This is a genomic window from Ruegeria sp. BH6 (genome assembly GCF_056538105.1).
Genome location: NZ_JBQFSR010000003.1, coordinates 263,474 through 288,038 on the forward strand (window position 1 = coordinate 263,474; position 24,565 = coordinate 288,038).

Annotated in this window: 31 protein-coding genes; 19 read left to right on the top strand and 12 right to left on the bottom strand. The window is 58.3% G+C overall.

The features are described from left to right. Positions 1-24: 24 nt before the first annotated feature. On the bottom strand, positions 25-1,197 hold the full coding sequence (locus ACR0B8_RS09345; RefSeq protein ID WP_170360007.1) for a MalY/PatB family protein: 1,173 nt from the start codon (positions 1,195-1,197) through the stop codon (positions 25-27). 95 nt (positions 1,198-1,292) lie between these two features. On the opposite strand from ACR0B8_RS09345, the gene def (ACR0B8_RS09350) reads away from it, so the two are divergent. From def (ACR0B8_RS09350) to speB, 6 genes are all read left to right on the top strand, one after another. Next, the gene (gene def / locus ACR0B8_RS09350) at positions 1,293-1,811 is read left to right on the top strand and encodes a peptide deformylase (protein WP_170360009.1); all 519 of its coding nucleotides are present in this window, start codon (positions 1,293-1,295) and stop codon (positions 1,809-1,811) included. After that, the gene (gene def, locus ACR0B8_RS09355; RefSeq protein WP_170360011.1) at positions 1,808-2,302 is read left to right on the top strand and encodes a peptide deformylase; all 495 of its coding nucleotides are present in this window, start codon (positions 1,808-1,810) and stop codon (positions 2,300-2,302) included. Before def (ACR0B8_RS09350) ends, def (ACR0B8_RS09355) begins: the two co-directional genes overlap by 4 nt. Before the next feature lie 2 nt (positions 2,303-2,304). Next, positions 2,305-3,219, top strand: a complete 915-nt coding sequence (gene fmt / locus ACR0B8_RS09360; RefSeq protein WP_226688915.1) for a methionyl-tRNA formyltransferase — start codon at positions 2,305-2,307, stop codon at positions 3,217-3,219. Between the two features lie 5 nt (positions 3,220-3,224). Continuing rightward, the gene (locus tag ACR0B8_RS09365; protein ID WP_170350357.1) at positions 3,225-3,461 is read left to right on the top strand and encodes a hypothetical protein; all 237 of its coding nucleotides are present in this window, start codon (positions 3,225-3,227) and stop codon (positions 3,459-3,461) included. Between the two features lies 1 nt (position 3,462). Then, a complete protein-coding gene (locus ACR0B8_RS09370; RefSeq protein WP_170360016.1) occupies positions 3,463-3,699 on the top strand; it encodes a GlsB/YeaQ/YmgE family stress response membrane protein in 237 nt (78 codons plus the stop codon). Between the two features lie 63 nt (positions 3,700-3,762). Beyond that, the gene (speB, locus tag ACR0B8_RS09375) at positions 3,763-4,584 is read left to right on the top strand and encodes an agmatinase (protein WP_226688916.1); all 822 of its coding nucleotides are present in this window, start codon (positions 3,763-3,765) and stop codon (positions 4,582-4,584) included. On the opposite strand, the gene ACR0B8_RS09380 is transcribed toward speB, so the two are convergent. The 6 genes from ACR0B8_RS09380 to ACR0B8_RS09405 form a co-directional block, all read right to left on the bottom strand. Beyond that, positions 4,581-5,204 (bottom strand): trimeric intracellular cation channel family protein, encoded by a 624-nt coding sequence (locus ACR0B8_RS09380; RefSeq protein WP_170350360.1) that lies wholly within the window; start codon positions 5,202-5,204, stop codon positions 4,581-4,583. The two genes, speB and ACR0B8_RS09380, sit on opposite strands and share 4 nt — an antisense overlap. Then, the gene (rnhA, locus tag ACR0B8_RS09385) at positions 5,201-5,668 is read right to left on the bottom strand and encodes a ribonuclease HI (RefSeq protein ID WP_170360020.1); all 468 of its coding nucleotides are present in this window, start codon (positions 5,666-5,668) and stop codon (positions 5,201-5,203) included. The genes ACR0B8_RS09380 and rnhA overlap by 4 nt, the downstream gene beginning before the upstream one ends. Next, on the bottom strand, positions 5,661-6,245 hold the full coding sequence (locus ACR0B8_RS09390) for a class I SAM-dependent DNA methyltransferase (RefSeq protein WP_170360022.1): 585 nt from the start codon (positions 6,243-6,245) through the stop codon (positions 5,661-5,663). Before ACR0B8_RS09390 ends, rnhA begins: the two co-directional genes overlap by 8 nt. Then, the gene (locus tag ACR0B8_RS09395; protein WP_170350363.1) at positions 6,242-6,694 is read right to left on the bottom strand and encodes a DUF3429 domain-containing protein; all 453 of its coding nucleotides are present in this window, start codon (positions 6,692-6,694) and stop codon (positions 6,242-6,244) included. Before ACR0B8_RS09395 ends, ACR0B8_RS09390 begins: the two co-directional genes overlap by 4 nt. Next, positions 6,691-7,641 (bottom strand): 4-hydroxy-3-methylbut-2-enyl diphosphate reductase, encoded by a 951-nt coding sequence (ispH, locus tag ACR0B8_RS09400; RefSeq protein WP_170360024.1) that lies wholly within the window; start codon positions 7,639-7,641, stop codon positions 6,691-6,693. The genes ACR0B8_RS09395 and ispH overlap by 4 nt, the downstream gene beginning before the upstream one ends. Positions 7,642-7,833: 192 nt before the next feature. Continuing rightward, positions 7,834-8,409, bottom strand: a complete 576-nt coding sequence (locus ACR0B8_RS09405; protein ID WP_058283597.1) for a LabA-like NYN domain-containing protein — start codon at positions 8,407-8,409, stop codon at positions 7,834-7,836. A gap of 152 nt (positions 8,410-8,561) precedes the next feature. On the opposite strand from ACR0B8_RS09405, the gene folK reads away from it, so the two are divergent. The 9 genes from folK (at position 8,562) to rnc (ending at position 16,190) form a co-directional block, all read left to right on the top strand. Next, on the top strand, positions 8,562-9,119 hold the full coding sequence (gene folK, locus ACR0B8_RS09410; RefSeq protein WP_217356017.1) for a 2-amino-4-hydroxy-6-hydroxymethyldihydropteridine diphosphokinase: 558 nt from the start codon (positions 8,562-8,564) through the stop codon (positions 9,117-9,119). 95 nt (positions 9,120-9,214) lie between these two features. Further along, positions 9,215-9,568: a DNA-directed RNA polymerase subunit omega gene (gene rpoZ, locus ACR0B8_RS09415; protein ID WP_170350365.1), complete on the top strand. Its 354-nt coding sequence runs from the start codon at positions 9,215-9,217 to the stop codon at positions 9,566-9,568. Between the two features lie 26 nt (positions 9,569-9,594). Further along, entirely contained in the window at positions 9,595-11,727 is a 2,133-nt protein-coding gene (locus ACR0B8_RS09420; protein ID WP_170360026.1) for a RelA/SpoT family protein, read from the top strand. A 16-nt stretch (positions 11,728-11,743) separates the two neighbouring features. Continuing rightward, positions 11,744-12,442 (top strand): DUF2062 domain-containing protein, encoded by a 699-nt coding sequence (locus ACR0B8_RS09425; RefSeq protein ID WP_170360028.1) that lies wholly within the window; start codon positions 11,744-11,746, stop codon positions 12,440-12,442. Next, positions 12,435-13,181 (top strand): pyridoxine 5'-phosphate synthase, encoded by a 747-nt coding sequence (locus ACR0B8_RS09430; protein ID WP_170360030.1) that lies wholly within the window; start codon positions 12,435-12,437, stop codon positions 13,179-13,181. Before ACR0B8_RS09425 ends, ACR0B8_RS09430 begins: the two co-directional genes overlap by 8 nt. 39 nt (positions 13,182-13,220) lie before the next feature. Beyond that, positions 13,221-14,198, top strand: a complete 978-nt coding sequence (locus ACR0B8_RS09435; protein WP_226688917.1) for an NADPH:quinone reductase — start codon at positions 13,221-13,223, stop codon at positions 14,196-14,198. Between the two features lies 1 nt (position 14,199). After that, complete coding sequence (acpS, locus tag ACR0B8_RS09440; RefSeq protein WP_170350370.1) at positions 14,200-14,619, top strand: holo-ACP synthase; 420 nt, start codon at positions 14,200-14,202, stop codon at positions 14,617-14,619. A 57-nt stretch (positions 14,620-14,676) separates the two neighbouring features. After that, on the top strand, positions 14,677-15,513 hold the full coding sequence (gene lepB / locus ACR0B8_RS09445; protein ID WP_226688918.1) for a signal peptidase I: 837 nt from the start codon (positions 14,677-14,679) through the stop codon (positions 15,511-15,513). Continuing rightward, positions 15,510-16,190, top strand: a complete 681-nt coding sequence (gene rnc, locus ACR0B8_RS09450) for a ribonuclease III (RefSeq protein ID WP_170360034.1) — start codon at positions 15,510-15,512, stop codon at positions 16,188-16,190. The genes lepB and rnc overlap by 4 nt, the downstream gene beginning before the upstream one ends. Positions 16,191-16,252: 62 nt before the next feature. On the opposite strand, the gene ACR0B8_RS09455 is transcribed toward rnc, so the two are convergent. Next, positions 16,253-17,629 carry a multicopper oxidase family protein gene (locus ACR0B8_RS09455; protein WP_226688919.1) on the bottom strand — a complete coding sequence of 459 codons (1,377 nt, stop codon included), beginning with the start codon at positions 17,627-17,629 and terminating at the stop codon, positions 16,253-16,255. Positions 17,630-17,786: 157 nt separating this feature from the next. Between ACR0B8_RS09455 and era the strand changes: the two genes are divergently transcribed. The 3 genes from era (at position 17,787) to ACR0B8_RS09470 (ending at position 20,033) form a co-directional block, all read left to right on the top strand. Continuing rightward, the gene (gene era / locus ACR0B8_RS09460; protein WP_170360038.1) at positions 17,787-18,695 is read left to right on the top strand and encodes a GTPase Era; all 909 of its coding nucleotides are present in this window, start codon (positions 17,787-17,789) and stop codon (positions 18,693-18,695) included. After that, complete coding sequence (locus ACR0B8_RS09465; protein ID WP_170350375.1) at positions 18,692-19,021, top strand: DUF1491 family protein; 330 nt, start codon at positions 18,692-18,694, stop codon at positions 19,019-19,021. Before era ends, ACR0B8_RS09465 begins: the two co-directional genes overlap by 4 nt. Before the next feature lie 112 nt (positions 19,022-19,133). Then, complete coding sequence (locus ACR0B8_RS09470; protein ID WP_170377550.1) at positions 19,134-20,033, top strand: TonB-dependent receptor; 900 nt, start codon at positions 19,134-19,136, stop codon at positions 20,031-20,033. A 190-nt stretch (positions 20,034-20,223) separates the two neighbouring features. Here the strand turns inward: ACR0B8_RS09470 and ACR0B8_RS09475 are convergent, their stop codons facing one another. Further along, the gene (locus tag ACR0B8_RS09475) at positions 20,224-20,664 is read right to left on the bottom strand and encodes a cupin domain-containing protein (RefSeq protein ID WP_170533403.1); all 441 of its coding nucleotides are present in this window, start codon (positions 20,662-20,664) and stop codon (positions 20,224-20,226) included. A gap of 207 nt (positions 20,665-20,871) precedes the next feature. Between ACR0B8_RS09475 and recO the strand changes: the two genes are divergently transcribed. After that, a complete protein-coding gene (gene recO, locus ACR0B8_RS09480; protein ID WP_480658319.1) occupies positions 20,872-21,597 on the top strand; it encodes a DNA repair protein RecO in 726 nt (241 codons plus the stop codon). Here recO and ACR0B8_RS09485 read toward each other — a convergent pair. The 3 genes from ACR0B8_RS09485 to ACR0B8_RS09495 all read right to left on the bottom strand — a co-directional run bounded on the left by ACR0B8_RS09485 (position 21,581) and on the right by ACR0B8_RS09495 (position 24,420). Then, the gene (locus ACR0B8_RS09485) at positions 21,581-21,973 is read right to left on the bottom strand and encodes an META domain-containing protein (protein WP_170360046.1); all 393 of its coding nucleotides are present in this window, start codon (positions 21,971-21,973) and stop codon (positions 21,581-21,583) included. The genes recO and ACR0B8_RS09485 overlap by 17 nt on opposite strands. Positions 21,974-22,014: 41 nt before the next feature. Further along, a complete protein-coding gene (locus ACR0B8_RS09490; RefSeq protein ID WP_226688921.1) occupies positions 22,015-22,569 on the bottom strand; it encodes a hypothetical protein in 555 nt (184 codons plus the stop codon). A 159-nt stretch (positions 22,570-22,728) separates the two neighbouring features. Further along, a complete protein-coding gene (locus tag ACR0B8_RS09495; RefSeq protein WP_226688922.1) occupies positions 22,729-24,420 on the bottom strand; it encodes an acyl-CoA dehydrogenase family protein in 1,692 nt (563 codons plus the stop codon). Between the last annotated feature and the right edge of the window lie 145 nt (positions 24,421-24,565).

Here is a 24,565-nt window from a genome sequence, read left to right on the forward strand (position 1 = left end):
TCAATAGCTCAATCTAGCGCGACGCTATTGAAGGTCGCCAAACGCGCGTTTCAGGCGCGCGCAGGCTTCCTCGACGCGGCTGCGCTGGGTGGCCAGATTGAACCGTTCGAAAGTCTCTCCGCCAGCGCCGAATCCGGGGCCGGAGGAGGTGGCAATCCGGGCGTCCTCGCGCAGACGTCGAACAAATTCGTCGTGATCCATCCCGGTGCCCGAGAAATCGACCCAGGCCAGATAGGTGGCCTGCAGGGGCATTGACCACAGACCCGGTATTTCGGCGATGGCGGCGTCAAATAGTTTGCGGTTGCCGTCCAGATGCGCCACCTGCGTATCCGCCCAGACCGCGCCTTCCGGTGAATAGGCTGCAGTGATCATGGCCACGCCCAAGGCGCTGGGCGCATAGTCCAACGTTTTCAGCCGATGCCGCATAGTGGCGCGCAGCTTGTCATCGGGGATGATCATGTTGCCGGTCCGCTGCCCTGCGATGTTGAACGTCTTTGACGCCGCAGTCAGCGTCACGGTCCAGGGGCGTGCCTCGGGCGCGGCCTTGTCCATCGGCACGAAGGTATGACCGGGATAGACCAGATCCTGGTGAATTTCATCCGACACAAGGATCAACCCGTTGCGTTCGGCAAAGGCGGCGACGGCCCGCAGCTCCTCGGGGCTCCAGACCCGACCCGACGGGTTTTGCGGTGAGCACCACATCAACAGTTTTTCAGACCCGTCCAGCCGTGACTGTGCATCCTCAAGATCAATGCCATAGCTGTCGCCTTGCCGCGCCAGCGGGCATTCCACCACGCGCCGCCCAGCGGTGTTAATCTTATGAGCAAACTCGTGATAGACCGGGGTAAAGATGACAACACCATCCTCCGGCTGGGTCCAGACATCCAGGCACAGGGCAATTGCATTGCCCAGCCCTTGCGAGGTCAGCACCCAATCGGTGTCAATCGCCCAATCGTGACGGTTCTGCATCCACCACTGTATAGCGGCCAGATATTGCGGGTGTTCCCAGGTATAGCCAAAGGCCCCGTGATCGGCGGCATCCCGGACAGCCTCGATTACGCAAGGCGCGGTGGCATAATCGGAATCGGCGGTCCACATGGCCAGCCCATCCTGTGGCGAGACACCGTACAGCTTTTCCATCTTGTCCCATTTTGAGCTGTTGGTGCCCCGGCGGTCGATCAGGTCGTTGAAAGTCATGTCTGCTCCATCTGTCCGCCGGAAAGCTAGCTACAATTCCCGCAGGTGCAAGGGGGGGCGTTGCGGCGGGGGGCGGGATGGCCTAAATCAACCCCATGAAGCGTAATATTTTGATCCATCCCGACCCCCGTCTGAAAAAGGTCTGCGCCCCGGTGACCGACCTGTCGGACGAACTGCGCAAACTGGCCGACGACATGCTTGAGACGATGTATGATGCGCCCGGCATCGGGCTGGCCGCACCGCAGATTGGCGTGCTGGACAGGCTGATCGTGATGGACTGCATCAAGGAAGAAGGCGAGACGCCACGCCCTCTGATCATGTTCAACCCTGAGGTCATCGCTTCGTCAGACGAGACTAACGTCTATGAAGAAGGGTGCCTGTCGATCCCTGAGCAGTTCGCCGAGGTGACGCGCCCGAAAGTGGTGGACGTGACGTGGATGGATCGCGACGGGAACTTGCAGAAAGAGACGTTCGATGGGCTCTGGGCAACCTGTGTGCAGCACGAGATCGATCATCTGAACGGTAAGCTGTTCATTGATTATCTCAAACCGCTGAAACGTCAGATGATCACTCGTAAGATGCAGAAACTCAAACGCGAACAGGCCCGCGCATGACCGTCCACACCTGCCTGCCCTGGCCGGACAAACGTCTGCGGACCAAGGCCGAGGATGTGTCTGAAGTAACCGACGAAATTCGTGCTATCTGGGATGACATGATCGACACGATGGAGGCCATGCCTGGCGTCGGCCTTGCCGCCCCGCAGATCGGTGTGATGCTGCGCTTGGCGGTCGTTGACGGATCGACCGAGCGGGGCCGTGCAGTACGTCTGGCAAATCCCGAAATTCTGCACAGCTCTATCGAATTGCGAGAACACGAAGAGGCCAGTCCGAATCTGCCCGGCGTCTCGGCCAAGGTGAAACGCCCGCGTGCGGTGACGGTCCGGTTTCTGAACGAACAGGGTATGATAGACCGCCGCGACTTTGTCGGGATCGAGGCCACCAGCGTGCAGCATCAAATCGATCATCTGAACGGTCGGATGTATTTTGATCGTCTCAGCAAGGTCAAACGAGACATGCTGCTGCGCAAAGCCAAGAAACAGGGGTAGCAATGCGCGTCATTTTCATGGGCACGCCCGATTTTTCGGTCCCTGTTCTGGATGCGCTGGTTGAGGCCGGGCATGAGATCGCCGCAGTCTATTGCCAACCTCCGCGTCCGGCCGGGCGGGGCAAGAAAGACCGCCCGACGCCCGTACATGCCCGGGCCGAGGCGTTGGGCCTGACTGTCCGCCATCCGATTTCACTAAAGTCGCCAGAGGAACAGAATGCCTTTGCCGCACTGAACGCTGATGTGGCCGTAGTGGTGGCCTACGGGCTGTTGTTGCCTCAACCCATTTTGGACGCCCCGGCGCAAGGCTGCCTGAACATTCACGCCAGCCTACTGCCACGCTGGCGCGGGGCGGCTCCGATCCATCGGGCGATCATGTCAGGCGATGCGGAAACCGGCATCTGTATCATGCAGATGGAGGCCGGTTTGGACACCGGCCCCGTCCTGTTGCGGCAGGCCACTGATATCGGGCCGCAGGAAACCACGGCGCAACTGCATGATCGTCTAGCACCGATGGGGGCTGATCTGATCGTAAAAGCTCTGGCCCGTCTGCCTGAACTGACGCCCGAGCCTCAGCCCGAGGATGGCGTGACTTATGCTTCGAAGATCGACAAGGCTGAGGCGCGGGTCGACTGGACCCGCCCGGCGGTCGAGGTGGATCGCCAGATACGCGGCCTGTCACCATTTCCTGGTGCGTGGACTCTGATCGGAGGGGATCGGGTCAAGCTGCTGGCCTCGAAATTGGCCGAGGGACAGGGCGCGCCCGGAGAGGTTCTGAACGACGCGCTGCGCGTGGCCTGCGGTAATGGGGCGATTGACCTGTTGCGCTTGCAGCGGGCAGGAAAAGGGGCACAGGATACGGAAACCTTTTTGCGGGGCTGGTCGGTCGTGGCCGGAACCCGCCTGAACGCGGAGTAAGACAGATGTTCATGGTCTTGATGGGCACCGTCGTGATTGCCGGTATCGTGGGCTATCTGGCCGAGAAGACCGGGTTTACCCATAACGGATACCTGCCCTCGATCATCATTTGCGTGGGTGGGGCGTTTCTGTTCTATTTTGTCCGCATCATGTTCGGTATCAGTTTTGGCTCGCCCGGTCTGAACGCAGTTCTGTCGTCCATTGGTGCGCTGATTATCGTGCCAACGCATTGGAGAAAGTAACGTGCCCGTCATTGCCCTGATCGTCATCGGTGCCGCTGCCGGATTTCTGGCCACCCGGTTGATGCGGATTGAGACAAACATACCAACGACTATGCTGATCGGAATCATGGGTGCGCTGGTGGGTGGGTTCCTATTGCGCTTTTTTATTACAGTGGCAGGTTGGCTGTCGGGCTTTGTGGGCGCGGTACTGGGCGCATTGTTGGTGATCTGGATCTGGCAGACCTATCTACGCCGCTAACCTCTTGACGTTTGGGCAGGATGCCAGCCAGATCGCCGGAATATCCAACCTGAAAGGTGCCTCATGCCACATAACCTGAATTCTGGTGACGTCGCTCTGATGGGAGTGCCGCTGGATTTGCATTCGTCTTTTCTGCAAGGACCTGCCTTTGCACCGGGTCGTATCCGCGAAGCGTTGCATTCCGGGGCCGCCAATCTGACAGCCGAGGATGGCACCGATCTGGGCGCGACGGACCGCTTCAAGGATACCGGCGACCTGGAGGTGTTCGAGATGATCGGGCAGGAACCCATCGACCGGATCGAAAAGGGCGCTGCCGCCCGCATCGCAACCGGTGCGCGGCTGTTGTCACTGGGCGGGGACCACTCGGTTGCTTATCCGCTGATCAAGGCGCATTCTGAGCGGTATGAGGGGCTGAACATCCTGCATATCGACTCGCATCCTGACTTGTATGACAGCCAGCAGATCGGCCCTTTGGGCCACGGTTGCCCGTTCGCGCGGGTGATGGAAACCTGTCAGATCAATCGTCTTGTGCAGGTGGGCATCCGCACCATGAACAAACACCAGCAGGAACAGGCCGACAAGTTCGGGGTCGAGGTCATCGACATGCGCAACTGGCGCCCTGATCTGGATATCCGTTTTGACGGGCCGGTCTATTTGTCGCTGGATCTGGACGCGCTGGACCCGGCTTTTGCGCCCGGTGTGTCGCATCATGAACCCGGCGGGTTGAGTACGCGTGAGGTGATCAATCTGATCCACCGGTTCGAAGGTCAGCTTGTTGGTGCGGATATCGTCGAGTTGAACCCCCATCGCGATCCCCACGGAATGACCGCAATGGTGGCGGCGAAATTCGTCAAGGAAATTGGCGCGCGGTTGTTGTCGCGTTAATGGCGGGGCGGGCGGCTTTTGTAAGCGGGCAGTCTCCAGCCGAACAGCAATGACCCCGCCCGCAAGGCCCAGCAGATCAGTGCGCAGGTCGCCAGCGTCACAAGCTCGTCGACCCCAAGACGGTGTGCGATCACGGCGGTCACAGCACCCGCGAAAGCGCATGAGACGTAGAGTTCCCCCTGTTTCAAAACCAGCGGTACCTCGTTGCAAACCACATCGCGCATCAGCCCGCCCAGACAACCGGTGCAAACCCCCATTAGAACCACGATGGTTCCGGATTGTCCTAGCGACAGCGCCGCACCTGTTCCAGCCGCGACCGCAATAGACAGGGCAAAACTGTCCAGCCAGATCAGCCAGTTATAACGGCTTTCAACGAGGTGTGCGGTGAAAAACACCAGCACCGCTGCGGCTACGGCGATCAGGATATAGTCGGGTTGCCCAATCCAGAATACCGGATGCCGGTTCAAAAGAACGTCGCGCACAGTGCCACCGCCTACTGCCGTCAGGCAGGCGATGAAGGCAAAGCCCACCAAATCCAGCTGCGCTCGGCTGGCCACCAAGGCACCGGTCAGGGCAAAGACAAGAACCGAGGCATAGTCCAGCAGGGCCAGACCGTTCACGATTTGGCCTTTTGGGGCTTGAACGGTGCCATGCCGGCGCGGGCCAGCTCATCGGCTTTTTCATTTTCGGGATGGCCCGCGTGACCCTTGACCCATTCCCAGGTCACATCATGCCGGGTCTGGGCCTCATCCAACCGCTGCCACAGATCGACATTCTTGACCGGTTTTTTGTTCGAGGTCTTCCAGCCGTTCCGCTTCCATCCGAAAATCCACCCCGTCACGCCATTCTTTACATAGGCACTGTCGGTTATGACGGTGATTTTCGAGGCGCGTTCCAGCGCCTCTAGCGCATTGATCGCGGCTAGCAGTTCCATGCGGTTGTTGGTGGTCTCGGCCTCTCCGCCCTTCAACTCGCGCTCTTTCAGGACTTTGTCGCCATCCATTGCGCGCAATAACACGCCCCAGCCGCCGGGTCCGGGATTGCCGGAACAGGCTCCGTCGGTATAGGCAAACAGTTCAGGCATGGGCTAGCACCAGAATGAACCCGTCATAAGACCCGGCCAGACCTGTTCCCATACCGGTGGTGATCCGGTCGATGGTGAACCCGGTTTGTTCCAGCGCAGCCTCGATCTCGGTCTGTGAGAAGTAGGTGTAGTAGCGATCCAGATCGTCGCGGTGTTCGCCCGTGCCCAGCTTCAGGCCGAGAAAAAAGATGCCCTCGGGCTTCAGTGCCCGGTGAATGGCCGCCAGGTGGCGCGAGAAATCTGCGCGGGGGGCGTGCAGCAGGGAAAAGCTGGCATAGATGCCGTCATAGGCGTCCACCTCGGTCACATCGTCAAACGTGCCCAGATGCGCGTCTACACCATTTTCCCGCGCGTGTTCGACGAAGGCAGGGGTTGCGTCCAGTGCGCGGACGGTCAGACCCTCGCGCATGAAAAAGGCGCTGTCTGATCCCGGGCCCGAACCCAGATCCAGAATGTGGCCACTGCCAACGGCCTCGGTAAAGGCCAGGCGGGCCTCGATCTGTTCCGGGGGCAGGGGGATTTGCAGGTACTCCGCCACCCGTGTCGTATAGGCGTTGATCGTTTTATCGTCGGTCACAGGTATACTCCTACGGCGAGGCAGACCAACACGACGGCGGTCAACATGACTCGCAACCGCAGCCACCAGGTTGGGGTCAACCGCCAATAGGCAAAGATGGCATCCAATACCAATAACCCGGCAAAACCGTACATCAGATTGGTGCCGGTGCTGACAGGACCGCCCCCGGTTTTAAAGAACGCCCATAGCGCGGGTAGAACCGACAGGGCATAACATGTCGCCGCCTTGCCGCCCGAGGTTTTGGTGGCGAATCCCCACAAAACGCCGGACATAAAGCTCAGGATCACCGAGCCATAGAAAAGCTGTACATAGGGCCCGACGAAACGCGAGCCAAACATCTGCGTACCCCAACTATGCAGATCATCGTTAAGATATGTCAGCGCGCCCCAGATAAACGGGATCAGCCCCGCCAGTCCAAGAAAAAGCGGGGCCGTTGGTATGCCCCTCATGCAGGTTCTCTCAGAACGCGGGGCACTTTGAACTCGACGTTTTCCGTGGCGGTTTCGACCAGCTCGACGGTCACGTCATAGTGGGCGCGGAAGGCGTCGATCACTTCGTTGACCAGCACTTCTGGAGCCGACGCCCCGGCGGTAATCGCAACCGACGAGATACCTTCAAGCGAGCGCCAGTCGATCTCGGTCGCGCGTTGCACCAGCTGTGCGTAATTGCAGCCCGCGCGCGAGGCGACCTCAACCAGGCGGCGCGAATTCGAGGAATTCGGCGCGCCGACAACCAGCAAGGCATCCGATTTCGGGGCTACGGCCTTGACGGCCTCTTGCCGGTTGGTGGTGGCGTAGCAAATGTCTTCCTTGTGCGGTCCAACGATGGCCGGGAACCGTTGTTCTAGCGCGGCGATGATGTCCTTGGTGTCATCCACCGACAGGGTGGTCTGGGTGACAAAAGCCAGTTTGCCCGGATCGCGCACCTGTACGGTGGCCACATCCTCGACGGTTTCTACCAGCAGAACCTCACCCTCGGGCAGCTGACCCATGGTGCCGACGGTTTCGGGATGGCCTTTGTGACCGATCATGATCATTTGCAACCCGGACTCGGCGTGGCGCTGGGCCTCGACATGGACCTTGGACACCAGCGGGCAGGTTGCGTCGACATAGATCATCTCGCGCTGTGCCGCGGTCGCGGGGACGGATTTTGGCACACCGTGGGCTGAGAAGATTACCGGACGGTCGTTGGGGCATTCGTCCAGTTCTTCGACGAACACGGCACCCTGCGCGCGCAATCCGTCGACGACGAATTTGTTATGCACGATCTCGTGGCGCACATAGACCGGCGCGCCCCATTTCTGCAGCGCCATCTCGACGATCTTGATGGCGCGGTCGACACCGGCGCAGAATCCGCGCGGGGCAGCAAGGTAAAGAGTCAGGGGTGGCTTAGTCATGTCACGGTCTCCTTAGGCCACAGGTAAGTCTTTTCCCGGCCTTGGTCCAGACAGGAGCTTGTCATTTCCCTGACATGAATCGGTGCTAGCCAATAGATGTTTCAGCACCTGTTAATTGTTAAAAATGGCGCGGTCAGGATTGAGACACTGACCGCGCCGATTACTTTCCCCGGTTTGATAGGTGGCCGGGGCTTATTGCCCGCCTGCAGCCGCAACGCTGCGCGGCTCCATCGGCATTTCCCGCGGAGGCCGCCCGATCACATCGCGCAAGTCTTCCAGTTCGATGAAATTGTCGGCCTGGCGACGTAGCTCGTCCGAAATCATCGGCGGCTGGCTGCGGATGGTCGAAACAACCGAAACACGCACGCCTTGGCGCTGAAGGCTGGCAATCAGCGGGCGGAAATCCCCATCGCCCGAAAACAGCACGATATGATCAACGCGCGGTGCAAGTTCCATGGCATCAACGGTCAATTCGATGTCCATGTTCCCTTTGACTTTCCGACGCCCCATGCTGTCGGTGTATTCTTTTGCCGGTTTGGTCACCATCGTGAAGCCGTTGTAATGCAGCCAGTCAACCAAGGGACGGATCGGCGAATACTCGTCATTTTCCAATAGCGCTGTGTAGTAGAAAGCACGAAGCATCTTGCCGCGGCGCATGAACTCCTGGCGCAGCAATTTATAGTCGATGTCAAACCCCAGTGCTTTTGCGGCCGCATAAAGATTCGAGCCGTCGATGAACAGCGCTAGCCGTTCGTCTTTATAAAACATAAATAGATCCTTCCGGTACTAACCAGAACGCCGGATGATTAGGTGAGTGAGCTAGAAAATAGGCGGCGCGCTGATATGCCTATAATTAGGGCTTTTATCATGTATCGCAACCATGCAATTCACCGAATATAGCGAGTAGTAGGAGCAAATCTTTGTCAGAATCAGTAATTGCACTGGGTGCGAATCTCAATTTGAGATCATCTGGGCCCAAGCTGACACTCCAAAGGGCTATTGACGCGATTTTGCGTCAGGGGGTGGTGATTCGCGCCGTCAGCCGCTTTTTCGAGACCCCTTGTTTCCCTGCCGGAGCTGGGCCGGATTACGTCAATGCCGCTGCATTGATCGAGACTGAAAAGACCCCGGCCGAGGTTCTGCAATTACTGCATGAGGTCGAACACGAATTTGGCCGCGAGCGGGTGCAACGGTGGGGCATGCGGACATTGGATCTGGATCTGGTCTCTTATGACGATCTTATACTGCCGGATCGTGCTGAATACGACCATTGGCTTAACCTGCCGCCCGAGGCGCAGAAACAGCAGGCGCCCGAGCAATTGATCTTGCCACATCCGCGCCTGCAGGACCGGGCATTCGTGTTGGTTCCGATGGCGGATGTAGCCCCTGATTGGCGGCACCCGGTGCTTGGTCGCACCGTCACCGAGATGGTCGCAAGTCTGCCTACCGAGGATGTCGAGGCTGTAACCCCTCTGTGAATGGTGCAATTGACACCATTTCCTGCTTGTCAAGGCGGGGATTCGCCCTTAGATAAACGTCTTCCTGACATGGATTCAGTAACGGAGAGCGCCCCATGGCCCGCGTGACGGTTGAAGATTGCGTAGACAAGGTTCCAAACCGGTTTGAACTGGTGATGCTTGCCGCCCATCGTGCGCGCGAGATTTCCGCCGGTGCATCGATCACCGTCGACCGTGACAACGACAAGAACCCTGTTGTGTCGCTGCGCGAGATCGCGGACGAAACCCAAGGTGCCGACGAGCTGCGCGAGCGTCTGATCGAAGCCAACCAGACCCAGATCGAGGTGGATGAGCCAGAAGAAGATCAGATGGCTCTGCTGATGGGTGCGGAATCGGACAAACCGGTCGAGGATGACATGTCGGAAGAGAAGCTGCTGCGCGCTCTGATGGAGGCTCAAGGCCAGGGGTAACCCCCAAACACGAAGGTGCGGACCGGATGATTTCTGCTGAAGACCTGATTGCGCTGGTCCGCAACTATAATCCTAAAACCAATGCCGACCGCATCGCCCGGGCTTATGAGTTCGGGATGCAGATGCATGACGGTCAGTTCCGCCATTCCGGCGAACCCTATTTCACCCATCCCGTTGCCGTTGCCGCCATCCTGACCGAACAGCGTCTGGACGATGCGACAATTATCACAGCGCTGCTGCACGACACGATCGAGGATACCAAGGCCAGCTATGGCAAAGTGTCCGAGCTGTTCGGGGATGAGGTCGCCAAGCTGGTCGATGGCGTCACCAAGCTGACCAATCTGCAGCTGTCCAGCCGTGAGACCAAACAGGCGGAAAACTTCCGCAAGCTGTTCATGGCCATGTCCAAGGACCTGCGGGTTATTCTGGTCAAGCTTGCCGACCGTTTGCACAACATGCGCACCATCAAAGCGATGCGTCCGGAAAAGCAGGTGGTCAAGGCGCGCGAGACGATGGATATCTACGCGCCACTTGCGGGACGGATGGGTATGCAGTGGATGCGCGAGGAACTGGAAGACCTCGCCTTCCGAGTGCTGAACCCTGAAGGCCGCCAATCTATCATCCGCCGCTTTATTACTCTGCAACGGGAAACTGGTGATGTGATCCACCGCATCACCGGCGATATGCGGCACGAGCTTGAAAAGGCCGGGATCGAGGCAGAAGTGTTTGGCCGTGCCAAAAAACCTTACTCGATCTGGCGCAAGATGCAGGAAAAGGATCAGGGATTTTCACGCCTGTCCGACATCTATGGCTTCCGCATCATCACCCAGACCGAAGAAGACTGTTACCGTACCCTTGGCGCTATCCACCAGCGCTGGCGCGCGGTGCCGGGAAGGTTCAAGGACTACATCAGCCAGCCGAAATCGAACGGATATCGCTCGATTCACACGACGGTGTCAGGGCGTGATGGTAAACGGGTCGAGGTTCAGATTCGCACCCGTCAGATGCATGACGTGGCCGAAACCGGTGTTGCGGCGCACTGGTCGTATCGCGATGGTGTGCGTTCGGAAAACCCGTTTGCAGTCGATCCCGCCAAGTGGATTGCCAATCTGACCGAACAGTTCGACAGCGAGGATGATCACGAAGATTTCCTCGAAGCCGTCAAGCTTGAGATGTATTCGGACCAGGTGTTCTGCTTCACGCCCAAGGGTGATGTGGTGAAACTGCCGCGCGGCGCGACGCCGATTGATTTTGCCTATGCCATCCACACACGGATCGGCCATGCATGCGTCGGGGCCAAAGTGGACGGAATCCGCGTGCCGCTGTGGACCCGGATCAAGAACGGGCAATCGGTGGACGTCATCACTGCGGATGGGCAAACCCCACAGGTCACTTGGCTTGAGATCGCAGTTACCGGCAAGGCTCGCACCGCCATCCGCCGCGCCCTGCGCGAGGTGGATCGTGAACGGTTCATCAAACTGGGCAAAGAACTGGCGCGTTCGGGATTTGATCATGTCGGGCGCAAGGCCACCGACAAGGCGCTGGACACCGCAGCTAAGCACCTGCGTCTGAAAGACCGGCACGAGCTGCTGGCCCGCCTCGGCAGCGCTGAGCTAACAGCACATGACGTGGTCAGCGCCGTTTACCCGGAGCTGACCCAAGACGATGGCGACGCCATTTCCCCTCGTCGTGCTGTGATTGGTCTGGAGCCTGGGCAGAAATTCGACCGCGCGCCCTGTTGCCAGCCGTTGCCGGGCGAACGCATCGTCGGCATCACTTTTCGCGGAAAGGGCGTGGTGGTTCATGCCATCGATTGCGACCGCTTGTCCGACTATGAAAGCGAACCGGATCGATGGGTCGACTTGCACTGGCATTCGGGCACACACCCGGCTGTTTATGGGGTGACGCTGGACCTGACCATCGGCAATGACGCTGGGGTGTTGGGGCGTATCTGTACGTTGATCGGTGAGAAAAAGGCCAATATCTCGAACCTGGAATTCGTTGACCGCAAACCGGATTTTTACCGTCTTTTGATCTCTGTCGAACTGCGTGACCTTGAACAGTTGCATTCGCTGATGTTGATGCTTGAGGCTGAAAGCGACGTTGCTGCGGTCGAGCGGCATCGGAATCGTGAAAAAACCGCAGTTGCGGCAGGCTGAGAAGGGGTGATCAGGAGTGGTTTTCAAGCGCCGAGACCGACGCTCGCCCATTCAGATCGCTTCGGAATTCATCTATCCGCGCGGCGGCTGGACCCGTGCCTTCCATTACGTCAAACACCGCATCCGGCGGCTGCCTGATTCACCTGAGCGTATCGCGCGCGGGGTCGGGGTGGGCGTGTTCACGGCGTTCACGCCGTTTTATGGGTTCCATTTCTTTATCGCGGCCCTGCTCAGCCGGATTTTCAATGGCAATTTGCTGGCATCGCTCAGCGGTACCTTCTTTGGCAACCCTCTGACTTATGTGCCCATCGGGGTCGTCTGCCTACAAACGGGCCATTTCCTTTTGGGTGACGACTTTGAAGAGGAAGAAACCCACGGCTTGATGGACAGCTTCTTCAAGGCGTTGAGTGACCTGAAGAACAACTTCATGGCGATGTTCACGGGCCGCGATGCCGATTGGCGCGGGCTAAGTGTGTTTTATGATGAGGTTTTCTTTCCCTACTTGATTGGTGGCATCTTCCCCGGGCTGATTGCCGGATATATCTGCTACTATCTCAGCCTGCCGGTGGTACGCACTTATCAGCAGCGCCGCCGCGCCCGGATCAAGGCGAAATTCGATGAAATCAAGCGTTTGGCCGAAACCAAGGCTGCCGTTCCGGTGGCAAACCCTCTAGGCTCGGGCCGGAATTCGGGAAAGGAATCAAGCGATGTCTGACAAACACCTGCGTCTGGGCGTGAATATCGACCACGTGGCCACCGTGCGTAACGCACGTGGCGGAGCTTATCCTGACCCTTTGCGCGCGGCCAAGCTGGCCGAAGAGGCCGGTGCCGACGGCATCACTGCTCACCTACGCGAAGACCGCCGCCATATCTCGGACGCTGATATCGATGGGCTGATGGAGGTTCTGTCGGTGCCGTTGAATTTTGAAATGGCCGCCACGCCCGAAATGCAGCAGATCGCCCTGCGCCACAAACCGCACGCGGTTTGCATCGTTCCCGAAAAACGCGAAGAGCGGACCACCGAAGGCGGGCTTGAGGTTGCGCGCGAGGAAAACAAGCTGGCCCATTACATCGCCCCTTTGCGCAAGGCGGGGTGTCGCGTGTCGATCTTTATTGCAGCCGACCAGCGCCAGATCGAAGCGGCCCACCGCATCGGTGCCGAAGTGATCGAACTGCATACCGGCGCCTATTGCGACGCCCACGCCGAGGGCCGCATGGACGAGGCTACGCGCGAAATAGAATCACTGCGCGAGATGTCCGCCTATGCCCACTCGCTGGGACTGGAGGTTCACGCGGGCCACGGCCTGACCTACGACACGGTGCAACCCATCGCCGCGTTCCCCGAGGTGCGCGAGTTGAACATCGGTCACTTTCTGATCGGTGAGTCGATCTTCCGCGGCCTCACCCCTGCGATTGCCGAAATGCGCCGGTTGATGGATGAAGCGCGGGGGTGATCGTGTTGTGTAACCAAGGTCGGAAGGTGGGGTAATGTAATGAAAGCAATTGCATATCGTAACTTTGGCCCGGCAGAGGACGTGCTTGAACTGATAGATATACCCGATCCGGTGGCTGGACAGGGTGAAGTTGTGGTTCAGATCAAAGCCACCGGAATCAATCCGTCGGATGTTAAGTTGCGTGGTGGTGCGCGGCCCGGGGCGGTCATGCAGCACCCGCTTGTCATTCCACATTCGGATGGTGCCGGAGTAATTGTGTCCGTTGGCTCAGGTGTCGATCCGTCCCGGGTTGGTGAAAGGGTCTGGATCTGGAATGGCCAGTGGCAACGCGCGTTCGGAACCGCTGCTGAGTATATCGCTTTACCGTCAGAGCAGGCCGTTACTCTTCCTGACATTACCAGTTTCGCCGAAGGTGCGTGTTTTGGGATTCCGGCAATGACCGCATGGTATGCCTTGTATGCTGACGGGCCGATCACTGACAAAACTATACTGGTGACCGGCGGGGCGGGTACTGTGGGGCGTTACGCCTGCCAAATGGCCGCTCTTGGCGGGGCTCGGGTTATCACCACGATCAGTACGCAGGAAAAAGCAGTGCACTCTGGTGCAAAGGAACTTGTGAATTACCGCACCCAAAACGTGGCTGAGACTGTATTGGATATGACAGACGGCGCGGGCGTTGATCGTATTGTCGAAGTGGACTTTGCGGCAAATCAGGATGCGTCTCTGGCACTAATCCGGCCGGGTGGTACCATCGCAAGTTATTCTTCCGTGTCGCAAATGCGACCAGAGCTCGATTTCTACGGTTTCATGTTCAAGAACATCCGCTTGCATATGTTGATTGTTTATCAACTGGATGCTGTTGCACGGCGCAGGGGCGAAGGTCAACTGAGTGAATGGTTGAAGCAGGGGGCATTGAACCATGCGGTAGTGCCAGGCGGGCATTTAGCCAACGCAGCGGCAGCCCACCAAATGGTTGAAGCCGGTGACAAACTGGGCACCGTGGTTCTGGAGGTCTGATGTGATCCTTGGCATCGGCACAGACCTCGCAAATATCGAACGCATTCAGGGTACGCTCGACCGGTTTGGCGACCGGTTCCGCAATCGTGTTTTCACCGATACTGAACAGACTAAGGCCGAGCGCCGCGCCGATACGGCCGGGACCTATGCCAAACGCTGGGCCGCGAAAGAGGCATGTTCCAAGGCGCTGGGTACCGGCCTGCGCATGGGTATCGCGTGGAAGGATATGGCGGTCACTAACCTGCGTACAGGCCAACCTGTCATGCATGTCACCGGTTGGGCCGCCGAACGTCTGAAAGAGATGACGCCCGAGGGCCATGAAGCCATCATCCATGTCACTCTGACAGACGACCACCCTTGGGCACAGGCCTTCGTGGTGATCGAGGCCCGACCACTTCAAGATAACGCCACGCAGCCTTGACTTGCCCCCGTCGGCCCCGCATGTAGCACCCCAACAACCAAAGGACCGGAGAGCAGTATGGCCGAGGACGTCAAAACCGGAAATCCCGTGTGGGAGACGATCAAAACCATCGTCTATGCCCTATTGATCGCGGGCGTTTTCCGTACCCTGTTCTTTCAGCCGTTCTGGATTCCCTCCGGCTCGATGAAACAGACGTTGCTGATCGGGGACTTCCTGTTCGTCAATAAAATGGCCTATGGCTATTCTTATGCTTCTTGCCCAAGCCTGATTATTCCCAGCGTCGGCTTGAACGTCGATGCGGAAAATATTTGCGGTTGGATGAAAGGTGACAACACGCGCATTTGGGGTGGTGAGCCCGAGCGCGGCGACGTCATCGTTTTCCGTCATCCCGTCACCGGGCGCGACTATATCAAGCGGCTGATCGGCCTGCCGGGGGATCGCGTTCAGGTCCGTGAGGGGCAGATCATCTTGAACGGCACACCAGTGCCGCAACAACCCGATGGCGTCTTTACCGAAATCGCCGAACCTCAAGGCCCGCAAGGCCTGCGCCCGCGCTGCGAGAACGGGCCTGTCGGCATTGGCGGTGTCTGCGAAAAGAGCCGTCTGATCGAAACCTTGCCCAACGGGGTCTCTTACGACGTGCTGAACATCACCAATCAGGGTTCGGACAATACCGGCATTTATACTGTGCCTGAAGGCCACTATTTCTTCATGGGTGACAACCGCGACAATTCCAGCGACAGCCGCTTGCCACAATCCGCCGGGGGCGTGGGGTATGTTCCTTATGAAAACCTGATTGGTCGTGCTGATCGGATCATGTTCTCGTCCGCGGGTCGGTCGATGCTGTTCTTCTGGACCTGGCGTGGTGACCGCTTCTTCAAGGCGATCAATTGAAGCTTTCCGCCGAGATAAAAGCGTTTGAGCAGCGATTAGGGTATGAGTTCGCAGACCCCGAACTGCTGGTGCGCGCGTTGACTCATGGATCGGTCTCTTCGGCGACCCGACCCGACAATCAACGGCTGGAGTTTCTGGGCGATCGCGTTCTGGGCTTGGTCATGGCGACGGCTCTGCTTGAGGCCGACAAGAAGGCATCCGAGGGCCAACTTGCCCCCCGCTTCAATGCGCTGGTCCGCAAAGAGGCCTGCGCCGACGTGGCCCGTCAGATCGACCTGGGCGCGGTGTTGAAACTGGGCCGGTCGGAAATGATGTCTGGCGGCCGTCGTAAACAGGCCCTGCTGGGCGACGCGATGGAGGCGGTCATTGCCGGGATCTATCGCGATGCCGGGTTCGAAGCGGCGCGGGATGTAATTCTGGCGCTTTGGGGCGATCGTATCCACACGGTCGAAGCTGATGCGCGGGACGCCAAAACCTCGTTGCAGGAATGGGCGCAGGCGCGGGGCCAAAAGCCGCCGTCTTATGTCGAGATCAAGCGCAGCGGCCCGGATCACGCCCCCGTCTTCACGATTGCCGCTCGACTGCAAGACGGCACCGAGGCTCAGGCAACCGCAGGTTCAAAACGTCAGGCAGAACAGGCCGCAGCCAAATCGCTGTTGGAAAACCTACCTAAGTAGATTGTGGTCTTGGGCAGGGGGCAAGCCCCCTTTCGCCCGTATTGGTGTGGTCAAACTGAATCTCAATCCACCCGAATATATCCGGTTAGCCCGGTTTTCTGATGCTCGATCACGTGGCAATGAAACGCCCAGTCGCCCGGGTTGTCGGCGACCAACGCGATCTCGACCACCTCATCTTTCAACAGCAACATCGTGTCGGTCAGCAATGGTGGTAACGGGCGAAGGTTCGATTTTATCGGTACAAAAGCCAACCCATGCAGGTGGATCGGATGCAGGTTCGGTGACTCGTTACGCAATCGCAAAACATAACTTTTACCTCGTTGCAGCGTGGCCAACGGACCAACCCCTTTCGCCGCATCCCCCGGCCAAGGCCTTCGGTTGATCGACCAGAAGTTATATCCCAGAGAGCCACAAAACCCATTGGTCGGTTCGCCTCCTTCGGGTGTCCAGCCAAAGACAAATTCGTGCAATTCGGCATTCGCCAGATCCGGTTTTGTTGTGGGGTTCACGGGTAGGGGGCGCAGCTCGCGCAGATCGCGCGAGACGGGCGCACCAACTGCACGCAAGCGGGTCATGGAGCGATGCGGCTGTCCAGGAAACTTGGCCATCAGATCGACAGTCTGACCCTCGCCTAGTGGCATTTTCAAAGCAAAATCCACACGCTGTCCGGGTCCAATCAGCAAGGGGTCATCGGCACTGGGCAATGGAAAGTCAACTTCGACCGGATGACCGTCCCATGCGATAATTCGGGCTTCGGCACCGTTCAGATGCACCTTGTAGATGCGGGTTGTGTCCGTGTTTACCACGCGCAAACGCACAAGGCTGCCTGCGACGTGATCATAAACCGGCCCATCCAGCCAATTCGCCGTTTGCACATTACCAAAGGTTCCCGCCCTTGCGGCCCCGCGCGCGGTGTAGGCAGGCAGGAACGACCCGTCATCATTCAGGCGGAAATCACGCAGGTTGATCACCTGCTCGCTGTCAAAACCGGGATCTGCGGCCTCGGCGATCACTAGCACTCCGGTCAGGCCATGGGCCATCTGTTCCATCGTCATGCAATGAGGGTGATACCAATAGGTGCCCGCATCCAGAGGCGTGAATTCATAGTCAAACACCTCACCCGGTCCAATCGGCATTTGGGTCAGATAAGGCACCCCGTCCATGTCATTCGGAATACGCAGCCCGTGCCAATGCATCGCCGTATAATCAGGCAGGGTGTTGCGCACCGGCAGGCGCATCACCTCACCCTGCTTGCCATGTAAAACCGGAGGCGGCGCGTCGGGCGACAGGCTGACCATACCGGTGGTGACCTGATCGCGCAGGGCAAAGCTGGCGGGTTGGACGACCAGCTCTTGCGCACCTGCCGCTAAACCAAAGCCACCTAGACCCAACGCCCCTGTGGCAGCGCCACTACCCAAAAGAAACTCGCGACGGTTCATATCAGCCTCATGAAAAGAAGGATTGCCTGGCTGTTATTGGCGTGGCTTGATCCGGTGATGCCATTCCGACCGCATGGCCGCAATGCGACAAATGCCTCTGGCCCGCGGGGGCTTTCTGCTATAGGGGTGCGCACTTGCAAACAGGATCGCAACACACATGACCACACGCGCCGGATTTATCGCCCTGATCGGAGAGCCCAACGCAGGCAAATCCACCCTTCTGAACCGCATGGTCGGGGCTAAGGTCTCGATCGTGACGCATAAGGTGCAAACCACCCGCGCCCGCATTCGTGGTGTGGCGATGGAAGGGGATGCGCAACTGGTATTCGTTGACACGCCCGGCCTGTTCAAACCCCGACGTCGTCTGGATCGCGCCATGGTCGCCGCCGCATGGGGTGGCGCCGCCGACGCCGATGTCGTCGTGCTGATGGTCGAGGCGCATCGCGGCATCACCGAAGGGGTCGAACGCATCCTCGAAGGTCTGGAAGAGATCGGGCAGGGCCGTACCATCGCGCTGGCCATCAACAAGATTGACAAGGTTCCGTCCGAGAAACTGCTGGCGCTGACCAGCGATCTGAACGCGCGCTATCCTTTTGCCGAAACCTTCATGATCTCGGCCGAGCGTGGCTATGGTGTGGAAGACCTGCGCAAGTGGCTTGCGGCGGAATTGCCCGAAGGACCTTGGCTGTATCCCGAAGACCAGATCGCCGATCTGCCGATGCGCATGATCGCCGCCGAGATGACGCGCGAGAAACTAACCCTGCGCCTGCATCAGGAACTGCCCTACCAGTTGACCGTCGAGACCGAGAATTGGGAAGAACGCAAGGACGGGTCTGCCAAGATCGATCAGGTCATCTATGTCATGCGCGACGGTCACAAAGGTATTGTTCTGGGCAAACGCGGCGAGACCATCAAGGCCGTCAGCCAGGCAGCGCGGGCCGAGTTGGAAGAGTTCCTCGACCGCAAGGTTCATCTGTTCCTGCAGGTCAAGGTTCGCCCGAACTGGCTGGAAGAATCCGAGCGATATTCGGAAATGGGTCTGGATTTCAAAGACGGCAACGCATGACGCGTCTGACGGCTGATTTCTGGGTCCACGCCTATCTGGCAAGGCTGCGGTTTCAGGACATCCCGGCCTATGTAGTGGCCCACGGGGACGACACGGCCGGCGCTGTGCTGGTTAAGCTGAACACTCTGGACGGGCGGGCCGTGGCCTTCCAACGCAGCTTTGATCTGATGAGCGGCGAGCGCAAATGGGTTGAACTCTCCAGCGGTGCGGAAATGGACGTGGATGAAGCCATCCGACGCCAGCGCAGCTTTGACCCCGATCTTTGGGTGATCGAGGTAGAAGACCGGCAGGGGCGGCATCTTCTTGGAGAAGAAGGGCTGGATTAACTGCAGCTTGGTCTGGCGGACAAAGTCTAACAATCTATTTCTATTTTGCGTTACACCCTGCACACTGAAATACTATCTGGAATTGTGCCCCCTTCCTAAGAGTTTGGAATTTATGAAAACCTTCTTGTTAGCCTGCCGTCTTCCCTTTTTGCTCTTGGTTTGCACAGCGACTTCCGCAGCGGCGCAGCCCAGATTGGGTTGGATCTATCAACTTGACGGGCTTGCTGCTTTTCAGGGCGATGCGAGTTTGAGTGGAGGTGGAGAGTTCTCGGCAAGCCGTGCTTTTGTGCGAACCACCGCGCTTTATAACATGGACGGAGGGAACTCCGTTGGGGTGTCGGCTAGCTTCGGTAGGTTCGATTACAACTTTAGCGAAGCAAATAACCAGCCTTGGGAAGATATCCGAGACATTCGCGTTTCCTTGCCAGTGCGGTTTCGAGTTGGAAATACAGCCACCGCCTTTATATCGCCACAGATCAGATGGGACTATCAAAGCGGCGCTACTGCCTCGGACGGACGTACCTATGGAGCTTTTGCGGGTATTGCATGGAAGCTAAGTGAGCGTCTTACCATCGGCCCTGCATTAGGCGTGTTTTCGCAGTTGGAGGATGACGATATCGATTTCTTCCCAGCCTTGTTGGTGGATTGGGATATAAACGACCGCTGGAACTTGAACACAGGCTCAGGGATTGGTGCTACGCAAGGTCCAGGACTCACGCTCAGCTACGCGCTAAATAACGAAATGAACCTGTCGCTTTCGGCTCGCTCCGAGAGAATACGGTTTCGATTGGATGGAGATGGCTTGGCTCCGGATGGGGTGGGTGAAGACAAAAGCATCCCTGTTGTGCTGGCGTTAGGTTACAGTCCCAATCCTGGCGTTTCGTTGAATGTCTTTGCAGGGGCTGAGTTGGATGGCCGTTTGACGTTGGACGATGCAAATGGTTCGGAACTCAGTCGCCAGAATTACGAAACGGCACCATTGGTCGGCTTTGCATTCAGAGTAAGGTTCTAATTGCCCTTCTGGTTCAGTTTTTCCCTCTAGACTACCCGACCTGCGACTATCCTCCGAAAACCTGGAGCCATGGGGGACCGGGATTGGCCTAGTGCGATCACGGCATACTTCTGAATCTAATTGTTGCGTCAAAATCGGAGGTATTGATACCGCACAGACAATTGTCGATTGACGCGCAAAGAAACCACTCTTATCCAGCCAGTTCCACCCCGGTTTTGCGCAATACCTCGGCAATTTTGGCACCGTCCTGAACGGGGCCTGGTGCTTCACGATCAAGGTCCGTGAACATCTCGATGGCGCGCGAACCCCTGCCGCTTATCTCAAGCAGATGTGCGCCCCCGGGGCCAAACTTGAAACTGTGTACTGTCCCGGCCGGGAAATGAACCAGCGTACCGGCGGGGGCGCTTCTGGTTTCCCCGTCCATGACAAATTCGACCTCGCCTTTCACCACAAAAAAAGTCTCATCCCAAGGGTGCGTGTGGGGCGGTGGGCCATTGCCTTCGTGACCGTAATTGAGCGTGACTGCATAATCCCCGATCTGTTCAAGACGTGCTAGCACAGTGATTTTGTCGCCAAGAACGTTCAGGGGTTCAGGGTAGTCGGAAGGTGAGGTGAAAAAAGGTGTTTTCATGGTGTACTCCTGTCTGTTCTCGGGGCGTATCCCGTTCAAATCAATCAATGAACCTGCCCCAGCAGCGCGCCGGTGCCGTTGATCATAGCATTTGTCGGAAGGTCTGGGGACTTTTACAAAAGTGCAGCGGAACCGGCATATATCTTGCGCATGATCGGTTGTTGCGGTCTTGTGGCCGGGAAGTTCTATACCCATCAGGAGCCCACTTTGGATTGGCGTGATCACGGCATCCTTCTGACCTCGCGCCGCCACGGCGAATCGGCGGCGATCATTGAGGTTTTTACCGAAGGCCACGGTCGCCATGCTGGGGTTGTGCGCGGGGGCGCCAGCCGCAAGACCGCGCCGATCCTGCAACCGGGGGCGCAGTTGGACGTTCTGTGGCGCGCGCGACTTGAGGAACATATCGGAACGTTTCAGGTTGAACCCCTGCGATCCCGCGCGGCGGCGGCGTTTTCGGGGCGCTTGGCGCTGGCCGGGTTAAACGCTGTTGTCTCCTTGTTGTCCTTTTGTCTGCCGGAACGAGAGCCGCACCCTGCCGTCTACAATCAGACGGAACAGCTGATGGATTTGCTGGGCCAGGATGAAATCTGGCCGCTGGCTTATCTACGGTGGGAACTGGCCATGTTGGAAGAGCTTGGGTTCGGGCTTGATTTGTCCGTATGCGCCGTGACGGGCGCACGTGAGGGGCTTGTTTATGTCTCGCCCAAATCCGGCCGAGCGGTCAGCGGCGAAGCGGCAGGGGAATGGGCGGATAAGCTGTTACCTCTGCCGCCTTGCCTGCGCGGAGAAGGCGCTGCGCCGGACGCAGAGATCACAGCGGGTTTGCAAACGACCGGGTATTTTCTGGAACACCGCGTGGCCCCGTCGCTGGGGCACCACCCGTTGCCAGAGGCGCGGGCACGATTTGTGGATCAGTTTACTCGACGGCTGTAAACACCATCTCGTGCCCGTCTTCATTTCGCAGGATCAATACATCACCTGAGACCTCGGACTGGGTCATGGCCATAAGGGCTGCGAAGTAGAACCCTTCAGCCTCAAGCCCGGCACAGGCGGCGCGGGTCGCAGTCAGGTCTGCGATCTCAAACCACGGATATGGCGCGTTCAGAGTACCGCTATAGCTGTTGCAAGGGGCATTTCCAGCGATCTTGCCTTGCTCGGGAAAGCGCAACAGGGCGCTGGTCTCAAAGGGTTGTCCGTTGATTTCCTGCAACGCCCATGTTTGATCTGCCGCGCCGTAGGCAGCGACGGTTTCGTCTTTGTCGCATTGGAAAAGGGCCAGCAGGGGTAGGGTCAGGATCAGGCGGGTCATGGGATGGTCTTAGCGCAACCTTTGAGTGGACGGAACCGACGTCAGTAGGGGATCTCGCCGCTAATCAATTCTTCACGGACCTCCAGACGAGGGCGCCAGTTATACTTGGTATCTTCCCGGACAGGCGCCCATGTCAATGCGCCGCTGGCGCGCCAAGGGTCAAGGATGATCCCGTCATACATCGAATCCCCCTTGGCACTGATCAGAGCCGAGTGGTGGATGATCCGAAACGCCGTCGGCGGGGAAGTCGCCCAGTGCAGGTCCAGCGTGCGGAAATTCTCTTGCTTCAGGCGTGTGGTCATGGCCTGAGCCCAATCATTGCACAGCCCAAACTCGCGAAAGCCGTTGATGACCTTGGCGTTGTGGATGATGGCTGAGTCTGTGACGTTCCATTCCTGCTTCAATTGCTGGGAATAAGAGTAAGCAATCGTGGCGGCTTTGTTTGCCTCGGCCCGATCGACCTCGGGGCCAAGGGCCTGGATGGCCATCGCGAGATCGTCAATATCGCTTTGGCCGACGGTCGGTTGCTTGGTGGCGCATCCGCCAAGGGCGATTGCGGCTAGAACCGCACACAATGCGAAAAGTCGTCTGGTCATTCTTCGTGCCATTCTTTCTTGAGCGCAGGATGCTCTAACCAGGTTCGTACCTGAGATCAAAGGGGAAGTTCGCCATCAGCGGATCACAACCTGCCCCGAACAGAAAAAGACCCGGCGCCAGGGCCGGGTCAGTTGGGGAAACGGGAATACCGAAAACCGTCAGCTCAGCAGTCGTCGTGCGATAACCTGAGCCTGAATTTCGGCAGCCCCTTCGAAAATATTCAGAATACGTGCGTCGCACAGAACGCGGCTGATCTTGTATTCCAGCGCAAAGCCGTTGCCGCCATGGATTTGCAAACCGTTGTCCGCAGCCGCCCAGGCCACGCGAGCGCCCAACAGTTTGGCCATACCAGCCTCAAGATCGCAGCGTTGGCCGTGATCCTTTTCCCAGGCCGAGAAATAGGTCAGCTGCCGCGCGATCATGATCTCAACCGCCATCATCGCCAGCTTGCCCGAGACACGGGGGAAGTTGATCAGCGATTTGCCGAATTGCTTGCGGTCCTGCGCGTATTGCATGGCGATATCCAGCGCACTTTGTGCCACGCCGATGGCGCGGGCTGCGGTCTGGATACGGGCCGACTCGAAGGTTTCCATCAACTGTTTGAAGCCTTTGCCCTCTTCGCCACCCAGAAGGTTTTCACCTTTCACATGGAAACCGTCAAAACCCAGCTCATATTCTTTCATGCCGCGATAGCCCAGCACTTCGATCTCGCCACCGGTCATGCCGGGGGTGGGGAAGGGGTTCTCGTCCGTGCCGGGTGTTTTTTCAGCCAGGAACATGGACAGGCCGCGGTGATCGGTAGTGTCCGGATTGGTCCGCGCCAGCAGGGTCATCACATGGGTTCGGGCCGCGTGGGTGATCCAGGTCTTGTTGCCGGTGATCTCATAGTCACCATCCGCGTTTTTGACGGCACGCGTGCGCAGGCTGCCCAAGTCGGAACCGGTATTGGGTTCCGTGAATACAGCTGTCGGCAAAATTTCGGCGCTGGCCAGTTTCGGCAGCCAGTTGGCTTTTTGCTCGTCGGTGCCACCCGCGATGATCAGTTCGGCCGCGATCTCGGACCGGGTGCCCAGTGAACCCACACCGATGTACCCGCGCGACAGTTCCTCGGACACCACGCACATCGAGGCTTTGGACAGGCCGAAGCCGCCGAATTCCTCGGGGATGGTCAGGCCGAAGACGCCCATTTCGGCCAGTTCTTCAATGATTTCGATCGGGATCAGCTGGTCCTTGAGGTGCCAGTCATGGGCGTTCGGTTCGACCTTTTCCTGTGCATAGCGGCGGAATTGGTCGCGGATCATTTCCAGTTCTTCATCCAGACCCGAGGCGCCGAACATGGTGGAACCGGCCTGATCACCCATCAGACCAACCAGTTGTGTGCGGGCGGCCTGTGTGTTGGCCTGAGCCATCAGCGTCTGGACTTCGGTGCATTGGAAACCGGACAGGGCGTCCCAGCCAAGGCCCATATCTTGCAGACGCACGACCTCTCCCTGGTTCATCGGGATGCCACCTGCGACCTGATGCAGGTACTCACCAAAGGCGATCTGATGCAACAGCTGTTCCATTTCGCCAAATTTGCCATCTGCATCCAGGGCTTCGGCCCAGCGTTGCATCTGTTGTAGTGATTGGTTGTACGTCGCCAGCCACGAAAGGCCGTGGGCGGCGGTTTGATTGGCTTCAATCAGCGCGCCAGAGACCCGGCCTTCAGCGGTGACTATCCCGCGGACCGACTCGCGGGCGCGTTCAAAAACTGCTTCAACGGCAGGCAGGGCCGCGCGGGTCAGCGTCAGAAGGTCGGGCAAAATCGCGGATGTCGTCATCTGGGTCATATCCTGTCCGTCATGGGCCATGAATCACGTCCTTCTTTAGAGTCGTCTGGTCATACCATGCTGCACGTGCAGCGCAACAAAAATACGAATTAAGCAGTGAAAAAGTTCGAAAATTGCTTTGCCGATTTTGCGATGCAGCGCGCGCCAAGAGTGTTATCACGGGCGC